General features: G+C 73.7%; 9 protein-coding genes. 3 read left to right on the top strand and 6 right to left on the bottom strand.

Going from position 1 to position 12,193, the window contains the following annotated elements; translation table 11 throughout:
- Both ACZ4W9_RS25625 and ACZ4W9_RS25630 read right to left on the bottom strand, forming a co-directional pair.
- On the bottom strand, positions 1–728 hold a 728-nt coding region (locus ACZ4W9_RS25625), incomplete at its 3' end, for an SDR family oxidoreductase (RefSeq protein ID WP_467939680.1).
- Positions 728–1,876 carry an acyltransferase family protein gene (locus ACZ4W9_RS25630; RefSeq protein ID WP_467939682.1) on the bottom strand — a complete coding sequence of 383 codons (1,149 nt, stop codon included), beginning with the start codon at positions 1,874–1,876 and terminating at the stop codon, positions 728–730. The genes ACZ4W9_RS25625 and ACZ4W9_RS25630, both read right to left, overlap by 1 nt.
- 161 nt (positions 1,877–2,037) lie before the next feature.
- On the opposite strand from ACZ4W9_RS25630, the gene ACZ4W9_RS25635 reads away from it, so the two are divergent.
- Positions 2,038–2,832, top strand: a complete 795-nt coding sequence (locus ACZ4W9_RS25635; RefSeq protein ID WP_467939684.1) for a maleylpyruvate isomerase family mycothiol-dependent enzyme — start codon at positions 2,038–2,040, stop codon at positions 2,830–2,832.
- A 191-nt stretch (positions 2,833–3,023) separates the two neighbouring features.
- Positions 3,024–4,541 carry an FAD-binding oxidoreductase gene (locus ACZ4W9_RS25640; protein WP_467939686.1) on the top strand — a complete coding sequence of 506 codons (1,518 nt, stop codon included), beginning with the start codon at positions 3,024–3,026 and terminating at the stop codon, positions 4,539–4,541.
- 71 nt (positions 4,542–4,612) lie between these two features.
- Here ACZ4W9_RS25640 and ACZ4W9_RS25645 read toward each other — a convergent pair whose 3' ends face one another.
- The 4 genes from ACZ4W9_RS25645 to ACZ4W9_RS25660 form a co-directional block, all read right to left on the bottom strand.
- Positions 4,613–6,052 (bottom strand): MFS transporter, encoded by a 1,440-nt coding sequence (locus tag ACZ4W9_RS25645; RefSeq protein WP_467939688.1) that lies wholly within the window; start codon positions 6,050–6,052, stop codon positions 4,613–4,615.
- A 22-nt stretch (positions 6,053–6,074) separates the two neighbouring features.
- Entirely contained in the window at positions 6,075–7,478 is a 1,404-nt protein-coding gene (locus tag ACZ4W9_RS25650; protein ID WP_467939690.1) for a class II 3-deoxy-7-phosphoheptulonate synthase, read from the bottom strand.
- A gap of 114 nt (positions 7,479–7,592) precedes the next feature.
- Positions 7,593–8,423: a shikimate dehydrogenase family protein gene (locus ACZ4W9_RS25655; protein ID WP_467939692.1), complete on the bottom strand. Its 831-nt coding sequence runs from the start codon at positions 8,421–8,423 to the stop codon at positions 7,593–7,595.
- A 175-nt stretch (positions 8,424–8,598) separates the two neighbouring features.
- On the bottom strand, positions 8,599–10,959 hold the full coding sequence (locus ACZ4W9_RS25660; protein WP_467939694.1) for a BTAD domain-containing putative transcriptional regulator: 2,361 nt from the start codon (positions 10,957–10,959) through the stop codon (positions 8,599–8,601).
- A 355-nt stretch (positions 10,960–11,314) separates the two neighbouring features.
- Between ACZ4W9_RS25660 and ACZ4W9_RS25665 the strand changes: the two genes are divergently transcribed.
- Positions 11,315–11,920: a TetR family transcriptional regulator gene (locus tag ACZ4W9_RS25665; RefSeq protein WP_467939696.1), complete on the top strand. Its 606-nt coding sequence runs from the start codon at positions 11,315–11,317 to the stop codon at positions 11,918–11,920.
- Positions 11,921–12,193: the final 273 nt, after the last annotated feature.

The raw sequence follows: 12,193 nt of genomic DNA on the forward strand, positions 1-12,193 counted from the left end.
GCGGTGTGGTCGCGGGGGGGGGGTGGAACAACCGGGGGGGGGGGGGGGCCGGCCGCCCCCCCCCCCCCCCCCCCCCCCCCCCGGGCCAGGAACTCCTGCATCCAGGCCTCGTCGGCGGCGTAGGGGTCGTCGGGGCCGGTCTCGCGGACGTAGGCGTTGGCCCGGACGTCGGTGGCGAAGTTGCCCGGTTCCAGGCAGACCACGCGGATGCCGAACGGGGCGACCTCGGCGGCGAGCGCCTCGCTGACGGAACCGAGCGCGAACTTGCTGGCCGCGTAGAACCCGCCGTAGGGCACGGACCACATGCGGCCCGCCAGCGAGCTGATGTTGACGATGGTGCCGCGGCCGGCCGCCCGCATCGCGGGCAGTGCGGCGCGGACGGTGCGCAGGGCGCCCCAGAAGTTGGTGTCGAACACCCGGCGGGCGTGGTCCTCGGGGGTGAGTTCGACCGCGCCGGCGTAGGTGATGCCGGCGTTGTTGACGAGCACGTCGAGGGCGCCGTGCCGCCGCTCGACGTGGGCGACGGCCTCGCGCACCGAGGTCTCGTCGGTGACGTCGAGGGCGACGACCTCGACGGACAGGCCCTCGGCGGCGGCCCGTTCGCGCAGCCGGCCCGCCTTGCCGGGGTCGCGCATCGTCGCGTAGACGGTGTCGCCCTCGCGGGCGAAGGCGAGCGCGATCTCCAGGCCGAAGCCGCTGCTGCAACCGGTGACGAGTACGACGGACATCAGGCGGCCACCTCCACCGGCGCGCGGCCGGGCTTGCGGGACTTTCCGAAACGGCGCTGCACCGGCGACTCCACCAGCCGGTACAGGGCCCACGCGAGCAGCGTGGACAGGGCGAACGCGGCGACGGCGAGGCCGGTGGCGTCCCAGAAGTGCCACACGTGGCCGGGACCCACCAGGTACACCAGGTGGGCGTGGAGCATCCGGTGCAGCAGGTAGAACGCGAAGGAGATGTCGCCGAGCCAGACCATCGTGCGGCCGGCGACGAGGGACGGCTTCCCGCGCACGTCCCGCAGGGCGAACGCGGGGATGAGCAGGGCGAGCGGGATGATGGTGGCGGCGCTGTACCCCCACAGGTCGGGGACGTACAGCGAGAGGGCGTAGCCGGCCGCGAAGGCGGCGACGGCGACGGCCGGGCGGACGCCGATCCACTTGCCGGTGAGCACGATCCGGGCGAGCAGGATGCCGAGCAGGAACTCCAGCGTGCGGGTGACCGGGAAGACGTAGACGAACCAGAAGTCGTAGACCGGGGTGGGCTCCCAGCCCAGCTGCGGGTGGTCGGGCAGCAGCAGGGTCACGAACGGGGCGAGGAGGACGGCGGCGACGACCGCGCCGGCCCAGTACCACAGGCGCTCGGGGCGGATCCGGCGGATCAGCCGGTGCCACAGCGGGAACATCGCGTAGAAGAACGCCTCGCACGACAGCGACCAGCTGGGCCCGTTGACACTGAGGGAGACGTCGGTGTCCCAGGACCAGGACTGCACGAGCAGCAGGTTGGGCAGGACGTGCTTGACCTCCGTGCCCGCCCAGGCCATGAGCAGCAGGGCGAGGACGGCCGTGACGAGGTGGTTCGGGTAGACCTTGAAGAACCGGCGGCGCCAGAACCTCGGTGCCGTGTCGGTGGCGCGGGCCGACCAGGCGAGGACGAATCCGCTGAGGACGAAGAAGAACGACACCCCGACCCAGCCCCCGTTGGCGGTGACGAAGGTGAGGGGTTCGGGAAACGCCGTGGGCGGATAGACGCCCCATGTGGCGTGGTAGACGAACACCATCGACACCGCGATCCACCGCATCCCCGTCAGCGACGGCAGGCGTGAAGCCGCCTTCGCCGGGGAGAGGGGTTCCGCGGTGCCGATCTCGGTCTGAGACATGACGACCTTCCTGGACGGCAAGACTGCGTGTGTGCGGCTGGACTTTATCGACGGAATCCGGCCGCCCCAGCTCCTTCCCACCCCCCTAAAACCCCCCTGTTTCCCGAGCGGAACACCCGCGGCGGGGCGTGTGCCACGCATGCGGGGGCTAGCATTCCGGCATGGTCAATTACCCATTGGATTACTCCCGTTACTGCGCGGAAATCACCGCGGAGACGGACCGGATCGCGGACCTGGTCGAGAAGGCGGACCTCTCGGTGCGGGTGCCGACCTGCCCCGCCTGGGACCTCGCGGGCCTGGCCGTGCACGTCGGGCAGACCCACCGCTGGGCCGCCGCCACGGTCCGTACCCAGGCCACCTCCTTCGTGCCGCACGACACCGTCCCGGACATGACCCCGGCCGCCCGCGACGCCGGGACGGTCGCGGCGTGGCTGCGCGACAGCGCCGCCCGGATCACCGAGGACCTGGAAGCGGCCGGCCCCGATGTGCGGGTGTGGACCGGGATGCCGGTCGAGACGGCCTCCTTCTGGGCCCGCCGGATCGCGCACGAGGCCGTGGTGCACCACGCCGACGCGGCCATCGCGCTGGGCGTCGACTACGCGGTGGCGCCCGAGGTGGCGGCCGACGCCATCGACGAGTGGCTGTACGTGCTGGCCAGCCCCTGGGGTGCGAACGCGGCCCCGCGCCTGGCGGAGCTGCGCGAGCCGGGCGTGATCGCCCTGCGCGGCACCGACACCGCGCCGGAGATCGGCGCCGACTGGCTGATCGAGCTGGGCCCCGACGGGTTCTCCTGGCGACGCGGGGTCGACGCGTCGGCCACCACCACGCTGCGCGGGCCGCTCGTGGACGTGCTCCAGGTGTTCTACCGCCGGCAGCCCGCCGACAGCGGCCGCACCGAGGTGCTGGGCGACGCCGAACTGCTCGACCGGTGGCTGGAGCGCGCCAGCTTCGGCTGAGCCGCCCGAGGACCGAACGGCGCCCGGAATTCCCCGTCCCGGGCGCCGTTCGCATTCCCCCGCCCGGTGCGGGGCGGGTTAGGGGTTCGGGCCCGGCCGGAGCATTAGGGGTTTTTCCTTCCGATCTTCCCGCATAAGTTCGCTGCGAGTCACGACAGAGGTCTCGGAATTCCGGGGCCGGGGAGGGAAGAATGCTCAGCAGGAGGAATTTCATTCGTGTCGGCGGGGGTGCGGTGCTCGCGGGCGCCGCGGCCGGTGCGGTTCCGACCCTGACCTATGGGGCGGACAGCGGTTTCGCGACCCTGGCCGCCCAGCTCCAGGGCGATGTGGTGCAGCCCGGCGACAGCGGCTACGACCTGGCCCGGCAGCTCCAGATGATGCAGTGGGACGCGGCCGGCCCGCAGGCGGTGGCGTACTGCGAGACCGCGGCGGACGTCCAGAAGTCGGTGCTCTTCGCCCGCGACCGGGGCATCCCCGTGCGGATGCGGTCGGGCGGGCACAGCTACTCGGGCTGGTCCACCGGTCCGGGCCTGGTCATCGACGTGTCCCGGATCGACCACGCCACCGTCAGCGGCTCCAACGTGCGCATGGGGCCGGGCACCCAGTCCGTCAACGGGATCACCGCCCTGGCGCCGCTGGGCATGCAGATCGCCACCGGCACCTGCCCGACGGTGTGCCCCGGCGGGTTCTTCTCCGGCGGCGGATACGGCTACGCGACCCGCAAGTTCGGTCTGGGCAGCGACCGGATGGCGGCGGCCTCGGTGGTCCTCGCCGACGGTTCGCTGGTGCGAGCCTCGGCCACGCAGAACGCCGACCTGTTCTGGGCCCTGCGCGGCGGCGGTGGCGGCAACTTCGGCATCGTGGTGGACTTCGAGGTCCGGCCGATCAGCGCCCCGACGATGGTGTACTACGAGACCTGGTGGGACTACGACTCGGCGGCCGCCGTGTTCGGTGCCTGGCAGGACTGGATCGGCTCGGGGTCGGACAACCTGGGCTCGCAGTTCATCCTGATGCTGCCGGACGCCGCCGCCGGCCAGAAGCCGCTGGTGCTCGTCACGGGCGGCTACCTCGGCCCGAAGTCCGAACTGGACACGGCGCTGGCCCAGTTCGCCGCCCTGGCGAAGACGCAGCCGCAGGACTCGCGGGTGATCGAGGGCTCCTACGCGGACGCGATGAAGCACGTCTACCACTGCGACACCTTCACCGTGCAGCAGTGCCAGCGCGTCGGCACCAACCCGGACGCCGCCCTGCCGCGGGTCGGCTGGCAGCGCGAGAGCTACCGGCTGTTCAACACCCGGCTGACCGCCACGCAGATCGCGAAGGTGCTGGGCGCGTGGGACTCGCGGCGTGCCGCGGGCCACACCCGCTATCTGCACTGCATGGCGCTCGGCGGCGCCGCGAACCGGATCAGCCGCACCGCCACCGCCTACTGGCACCGGGACGCGCGGTTCGTGGCCGGCTTCGTCGACCAGCTGCCCACCGCCGCGCCGCCGGCCGAGGACCAGGCGGTCGCGGAGGGCTGGACGGACAACGCGGCGGCGGTGATGGACCCGCTGTGCAGCGGCGCGTACGTCAACTTCTCCAGCTCCAAGCTGGCCGACTGGCAGTCCAAGTACTACGGCGACAACTACACCCGCCTGGTGACGGTGAAGAAGGCGTACGACCCGACCGACTTCTTCCGCCACGGCCGCAGCATCGAGGTCGACTGACCCTCCGGGAGACGGAGCGAGCGAGGGGGCGGTGCCGTCACGGCACCGCCCCCTCGGGCTGTCCGCCCGCCTCACAGACCGGCGTGCGCGACCGGCGCCCCGCTGTCCCCGGCGCCGGCGCGGGCGCCGCCCGGACGCAGCGCCCAGGCGACCGGTACGGCGGCGAGCACCAGGCCGGCCGCGGTCGCGAAGGCCAGCCGGTAGCCGTCGAGCAGCGCGGCCGGCGCGGTCGCCGTGCCCGTCCGGGAGGTGGCCAGCGTGTTGAGAACGGCGAGGCCGACCGCGCCGCCGATCTGCTGGCTGGTGTTGAACAGGCCGGAGGCCACACCGGAGTCCTCCGGGCCGGCGTCGGCGACGCCGAGCGTCATCAGCGCGGGCATCGCGGCGCCGAAACCGAGACCGAGCAGCAGCGCGGACGGCAGGAACGCGGACGCGTAGGAGCCGTCCAGCGGGAGCCGCGCGAACAGGAGGAACCCTGCCGCGGCCATGGCCAGTCCGCCGAGCAGCACCGGCCGGGCCCCGAGCCGGGTGATCAGCCGCGCGGACAGGCCGAGGGAGACCCCGGCGATGGACAGCGCGGCCGGCAGGAACGCCAGACCCGTCCGGAGCGCGTCGTAGCCGAGAACCTTCTGGAGATAGAGGGTGCCGAAGTAGAGGAACCCGAACATGGCCGCGATGAGCAGCAGTTGGACGACGTTGGAGATCGCGACGGAACGTACCGTCAGCACGCGCGGCGGCAGCAGCGGCGCCTTGGCCCGGGCCTGGCGGACCAGGAAGGCGACGAGCAGGGCGAGTGCCACGGCGGCGCCGCCCAGGGTGCGCGCGGAGCCCCAGCCGGCGGTCTCGGCGCCGACGATGGTCCGTACGGCGAGCATCAGACCGGCGGTGACCAGCACCGCGCCGCCGATGTCGGCGTTGCCGCGCAGGCCCGTGCCGGACTCCCGGGGCAGGGCACGCAGCGCGAGCGCGACGACGGCCGCGCCGAGCGGAAGGTTGATGAAGAAGATCCAGCTCCAGCTGACCGCGTCGGTGAGCACCCCGCCGACCAGCGGGCCGATGGCGCCGCCGCCGGCCGAGGCACAGCTGAACGCCCCGATGGCGCGGGCCTGTTCGCGCGGCTGGGGAAACATCGTGACGATCATGCCGAGGATCCCGGCCGAGGCGACCGCGCCGCCGATGCCCTGGACGAACCGGGCGGCGATCAGCGTGCCCTGGTCCGGGGCCAGTCCGCACAGCAGCGAGGCGAGGGTGAACAGGGTCAGCCCGGCGACGAACATGCGCCCCCGGCCCAGCAGATCGCCGAGGCGGCCCGCCAGGAGCAGCAGGCCGCCGAACGGCACGACGTAGGCGTTGACGGTCCACACCAGGTCGGCCGCGGAGAAGCCGAGGTCGCGCTGGATGGCGGGGAGCGCCACGTTCACGATGTTCTGGTCGAGGATGATCATCAGCTGCCCGGCGCAGAGCACCACGAGCGGCAGCAGTCGGGATGTACGGGGCGTGGTTGCGCCCATGGCGGACTACCTCCGTCGGATGTCAGGCACGCAGCATCTCGGCGACCAGGAACGCCAGTTCCATGGACTGCCGCGGGTTCAGGCGCGGGTCGCAGTACGTCTCGTACCGCTCGGCGAGCCGGGAGTCGGTGATGTCCTCGGCGCCGCCCAGGCACTCGGTGACGTCGTCCCCGGTCAGCTCGATGTGCAGACCGCCCGGGTGGGTGCCGAGCGCACGGTGGACCTCGAAGAAGCCGCGCACCTCGTCGATGATCCGGTCGAAGTGGCGGGTCTTGTAGCCGTTCGGGGCCTCGTGGGTGTTGCCGTGCATCGGGTCACACTGCCAGATCACCCGGTGGCCGCCCGCCTCGACCCGCTCCACGATCGCGGGCAGCACCTCGCGGATCCGCTCGCTGCCCATCCGGCTGATGAGGGTGAGCCGGCCGGGCCTGCCGTGCGGGTCGAGCCGCTCGACGTACTCCGCGGCCTGCGCGGGGGTGGTGGAGGGGCCGATCTTGAGGCCGATGGGGTTGGCGAGAAGCGCGGCGAGGGCGATGTGCGCGCCGTCCGGCTGCCGGGTGCGCTCGCCGATCCACAGGAAGTGGCCGGACAGCCCGTACAGCGCGGTGTCGCCGTTCTCTGTCGGTACATGCCGCAGCAGGCCGCGTTCGTATTCGAGGAGCAGCGCCTCGTGGCTGGCCCACAACTCGGTGGCGTGCAGGGCCCCGTGGTCGACCCGGCAGGCGGTCATGAAGTCGAGCCCGCGGTCGATCTCGGTGGCCAGCGCCTCGTAGCGCTCCCCGACCGGCGAGGTGCGCAGGAAGTCACGGTTCCATTCGTGCGCCCGCCTGAGGTCGGTGAAGCCCGAACCGGCGTAGGCGCGGGTGAGGTTGAGGGCGGCGCTGGAGTGGGCGTAGGCCTGGAGCAGACGGGCGGGGTCGGGGACGCGGGCCTCGGGCACCGGGTCGAAGCCGTTGACGATGTCGCCCCGGTAGACCGGAAGCCCCAGGGAGTCGGTGGAGTGGGAACGCGGCTTGGCGTACTGCCCGGCGATCCGGCCGACCTTGACGACGGGCATGCTCGCGGCGTACGTGAGGACGACGGCCATCTGGACGAGCGTGCGCAGGTTGGCGCGTACATGGGACTCGGTGTTGCCCGCGAACGTCTCGGCGCAGTCGCCTCCCTGCAACAGGAAGGCACGTCCCTGGGCCACTTCGGCGAGGCGCTCGTGGAGCAGGTCCACCTCCTGCGGTACGACGAGGGGCGGCAGGGTCTCCAGGGTGCTTACGGCGCCGAGGGCGGCGACCGGGTCGGGCCACCGCGGCTGCTGGGCGGCGGGCCGGGCCAGCGCCTCGGCCACGCGGGCCTCGGCCGGACCGGCACCGGCCGGTGACCGCCCGGTGGAAGGGGAAGGGACGGATGTCCGGGGGGTGATGATCGGTTGCATGCCGTCACGCTAGGGACGGCCCGTCCACTGGCGGGCCATCTGCCGCCCATCGCCGGTCATCGCCGCGGCCCCCGCGGCACCCGGCGCCGCCGGTCCCCTCCCCCGCCGCCCGCGTCAGCCGTCGAACCCGAAGTACGAGCGGTACAGGTCGAGCTGGCTCTCCAGCATGGGTGCGCCGTAGTGCACGGGCAGCCCGAGGGCGGCGGCGGCCCGCAGCAGCGGGGTCTCGCGGGGCTTCATGACGATGTCGGCGACGAGGGTGGCCGGGGCGAGCGCGGCGGGGTCGAACGGCAGGGGGTCGTCCGCGCGCAGCCCGAGCGGTGTGGCGTTCACGACGATGTCCGCGCCGTCGGTGACCGGACGGGTGGCCCGGGTGGTCCGCCCCGGCCAGCGGGCCTCCAGCCGCGCGGCGAGGGCGGCCGTGCGGTGCGGGTCCAGATCGCACAGCACCACGTGTGCGGCGCCCGCCGTCAGCAGCGCCGGTGCGATGGCACAGCCCGCGCCGCCGGTGCCCACCAGGGTGATCCGCGCACCGGCGGCCGAGTGCCCCGCCGCCCGGAGTCCGGCGGTGAACCCGGCGCCGTCGAAGTTGTCCGCGTGCCAGCCGCCGTCCGCCTCCCGGCGCAACGCGTTGGCGCTGCCGGACAGTTCGACGGCGGCGCTGACCCGGTCGGCGAACCGGCGGACGGCGGCCTTGTGCGGCACGGTGACCAGCAGCCCGTCCAGATTGCCGACGGCCTGCAGGCCGCGTACCACGGTGTCGAACCGGTCGGCCGGCGCGTGCACGGGCACCACCACCGCGTCCCGTCCCAGCGCGGCGAGGAGCGGATTGACCATCGCGGGCGCCTGGACCTGGGCGACGGGGTCGCCGAGCACGGCGTAGAGCCGGGTGGCACCGGTGATCGGCGGCTGCTGCCGTCCGGTGTGCGGCGGGGCGGTGTCCATGGGGCTTCACAGTCCTTTGCTCGGGGGCGGGCCGGAGGCCGTGCGGTACGGCGGTGGGGCTGGTGCGGTACGGGCGGCGCGGCGGGCCGGTGGGGCGGCACCGTGCGCGGCGGGCCGGTGGGGCGCGGATGCCCGGGCGATGCGGCCGTTACGGCGGTGGGGGCGCCGGGCCGGATCAGGCGACGTTGAGGCCGCGTACCAAGGGCGTCCGCGGGCCGGTGGCCGCCGCCGTCGCGCCCGTCGCGGCGGCGTAGAACTGCTCGGCGGGGGCGGCGGGGCCGGGCAGGAGCGGCAGGCGCAGCAGGCCGCTGCCGTCGAGGAGCCGGTCGACGGCCGGCCCCGAGCGGACGTCCATGCGGATCACGGTGGTGCAGTGCCGGTCGGTGGCCGGCCGCGCACGCCGGCTCAGCGAAACCGACTCGGCACCGGTGACGACCAGGACGGGCAGCCGGAGCGCCTGGCCGGCCGGCGACTCCAGGAGGTCGCAGGTCGCGTCGTCGGCCTGCCGGGGCCCGTCGGTGAGCAGCACGAGCGGTCGCCGCCCGCTCGCCATCCCGACGAACTCGCGCCAGCCGGCCAGCCATTCCTCGGCGCCGAATCCGCTCACCGGCCGGGCGGCCGGGTCGAGGAAGGGGCCGAGCCGGGCGGCGAGCCGGTCGACGCGACCCTGGTCCGCGGTCAGCCGGCGCAGGGTCGTGCGCAGCCGGCCGCACGCGGCGGCGGGTGTGTCGTGCGCCGGTATCCCGCAGTACGCGGAGAGGATCGCCCGGTGCAGGGCGAACCGGCCGTCGTCCCCGGCGGACGGCCCGGGCCAGGACACCACCAGGGCGTCGAACGGCTCCCGTCCGGCGATCCGGCCGAACTCCGCGAGCAGGCGTGTCCGGGTCGTGTCCGACCGGCCCAGCAAGAACACCTGGTGCCGGCGCTGCCAGCGGATGGTGTGTTCCAGCAGGCTGCGCAGCAGCGCCAGTTCGCCCTCGTACTCGGCGTCCGCGCCGGGGCGGGCGCGGCCGGCCGGGTCGGTGCCCGGGGCGGTGTGCCGCAGCCGCCAGCGGGCCGGTTCGCCGGAGGCCGGTGCGTAGGAGCAGGCGGGTTCCGTGGCCCGCCGGGTCACCGGGCAGACGTGGATCTCGCCGTCCGGTACGAGCGGCAGCATCGCCTGGCCCGCCTGGAGCAGCGCGCAGCCGGCCGACAGGGCGGCGCCGTCCTGGGGGTGCTCCCGCATCAGGGCCTCGCCGGTCACCACGGCGGCCTTGATCACCACATCCGCCCGGCCGTCCGCCCGGGCCCAGGCGGACCGTACGGCGGTGGCCGCGCACACCGCGCGCCGCGCGTGGTCGTCGGCGTCCGGCCGCGCGGGGAACACGCCGAGGGTGTCGGTGCCCAGTGTGGCGACGACGGTTCCGCCCCGGCTCTCGATCTCCTCCCGGATGCCGCCGTACACCCGGTCGAACACGGTGTCCGTGTCGTCCGGCCGGCCCGCCCGGAGGCCGACGCCGACCCGCAGCAGCAGGGCGCTGACCTCCTGCCGGCCGGGGGCCGGGGCGGGAGGGGAGGCGGGGGCGGTGCCGGGGAACGGGACGGGCCAGGGGTCAGTGCCGTCTTCGGCGGGGGACCCGTCACGATGGTCGCCGGTGGCCGCGAAGGCGTGCGGCGGGGCCGTCGTCGCCCGCGTCGGCGGTCTGGTCTCCGGCTCCTGTCCGGGCACGGTCTCCGGGGGCACCCGGCCGGCACCGGCGGCCGGGCCGGTCCGACCGGTGCCGGCGCCCGGCGCGAGCAGGACGTCTGCCGGGGCGGGCGGGACGAATTCGAGCGCCGGGTCGTGCGTGAGGATGGCCTGCTGGAGCAATTGCAGCTCGCGGCCGGGCTCCAGGCCCAGTTCCTCCACGAGGGCCACGCGCAGCCGACTGTAGACGCCGAGCGCGTCGGCCTGCCGGCCGCAGCGGTACATCGCGCGCATCAGCTGGGCGCAGGAGCGCTCGCGCAGCGGCTCGCTCTCGACGACCGTCTCGATTTCGGAGAGCACCGCGTAGTGCCGGCCGCACTCGAGTTCGGCCTCGAAGTAGTCCTCCAGCACGTCCAGCCGCACGTTCTGGAGCGCGGTCAACTCCGGCCAGCTGATGCCGAGTTCAACCAGGTCGGACAGAACGGTGCCGCGCCACAGGCGCAGTGCCTCGCGCAGCCGGCGGGCCGCCTCGTCGCGCCGGCCCGCCGTGTGCAGGGCCCGTCCCTCCTCCACCATCCGGCGGAACCGGTGCAGGTCGACGTGTTCGGGGTCGACCTCCAGCGTGTAGCCGGGGGACTGGGTGCGCAGGACGACACCGGCACCGTCCTGCGACAGCCTGCGGCGCAGCCCCCAGACGGCGTTCTGCAGGATCTTGCGGGCCGTGACCGGGGTCTCCCCCACGCTCCACAGCGCCGTCAACAGCCTGCTGATCGGGACGACCCGGCCCGGTTGCAACAGCAGGAACCCGAGGGTCGCGCGCTGTTTGCTGCCCCCCAGGTCGACGACCCGGCCGTCCGAGACGACCTCCAAGGGACCCAGCATCCGGAACCGCATGACAACCCCCCGCATCAGATGGACTCAGCCAAATGAGCGCGCCAGAAGGCGCAAACCTTGGCCACAATACAAACCGGGGGTTCGGTTTACAACCCGGGAGGCATCGTTGGACAATCAAGACTCCAGGGCGCCGCGCGCATCACGCCCACCTACTTGACCTGGCCTTTTCTCGGGAAAGGACAGGTCAGGCCACGGTCGGTACGCTGCCGCTCAACAACATGGGCATGCCAGGATGGTTGCCAAACAGGATAGACATCCTCTTACAACTGACCGTCACTAGGAGATCACCGAACGGAGTCATGGTGGATATGCTGCGAAAAGAGTCCGCCGCATGAGGCAAGTGAGGGCCGAAGAGACCCGGAACGCCCTCCTTCTGGCCGCCGCCCAGATTTTCGACCGCGACGGCTACGAGGGCACCACGCTGGCGATGATCAGTGACCGCGCCGCGGTGAGCAAGGGGGCGCTCTCGTTCCACTTCAGCAGTAAGTCGGCGCTCGCGGACGCCGTGCAGTACCTGTCCTGCGAGCGTTCCCGCACCGAACTGACGGCCCTGGACGATCCCGGGGTGCCGGCCCTGCGGGCGCTCGGCGACATGGTGCGCGGGCTGGCGGACCGGCTGGCGAGCGACCCGCCGACCCGGGCCGGTCTCCGGCTGGCCCGGGAACGCGGTCCCTCCCGGGGGCCGGGCCTGGACTGCCGGCTCGTCTGGCGCGCGGTGTTCCGGCGGGCGGTGCTGCGCGCGCAGGAGGAGCAGAGCCTGCGGTCCGACGCCGGGGCGGAGTCCGTCGTGGACCTCGCGCTGGCCCTCGCGCTCCACCAGGAGGCGGTGCCCGCGGACCGTGGCCAGGGTAAATGGCTGACCGACGCCTGGGAACTGCTGCTCCCCGCGCTCGTCTCGCCCGCCTTCTCGGGCACGCTCACGCCCGCGTGTCCCTGAACCGGGGGCCACGCTCCCCTCGCCCCGGAGAGTGAAAGGACGGCCGGTCGTCATCGGGCGGACACCCGCGCCGACGGCGGCCGGCCCGGAGCCGGCCCGGGCGCCGACCCGCCTCGGACGTGCGAGCCGCCCGTGCCCGGCGCGTCCGCCGCGGCGTACGCGCGCCGCCGCCCGCCCGGCCCGCTCCGGCCCGCGGGAACCCGTAACCGGCGTCGCCGGCGTCGGCCCTGGGCGGGCGGCCGCGCGGTCGCGGTCCGGCCCGCGCGGCCGTGC

Source organism: Streptomyces sp. NPDC029296 (genome assembly GCF_055569255.1).

Coding starts and splice junctions, on each gene's coding strand:
- ACZ4W9_RS25645 (WP_467939688.1), bottom strand. CDS start 6,052: ATGGGCGCAACCACGCCCCGTACATCCCGACTGCTGCCGCTCGTGGTG.
- ACZ4W9_RS25635 (WP_467939684.1), top strand. CDS start 2,038: ATGGTCAATTACCCATTGGATTACTCCCGTTACTGCGCGGAAATCACC.
- ACZ4W9_RS25640 (WP_467939686.1), top strand. CDS start 3,024: ATGCTCAGCAGGAGGAATTTCATTCGTGTCGGCGGGGGTGCGGTGCTC.
- ACZ4W9_RS25655 (WP_467939692.1), bottom strand. CDS start 8,423: ATGGACACCGCCCCGCCGCACACCGGACGGCAGCAGCCGCCGATCACC.
- ACZ4W9_RS25665 (WP_467939696.1), top strand. CDS start 11,315: ATGAGGCAAGTGAGGGCCGAAGAGACCCGGAACGCCCTCCTTCTGGCC.
- ACZ4W9_RS25650 (WP_467939690.1), bottom strand. CDS start 7,478: ATGCAACCGATCATCACCCCCCGGACATCCGTCCCTTCCCCTTCCACC.
- ACZ4W9_RS25630 (WP_467939682.1), bottom strand. CDS start 1,876: ATGTCTCAGACCGAGATCGGCACCGCGGAACCCCTCTCCCCGGCGAAG.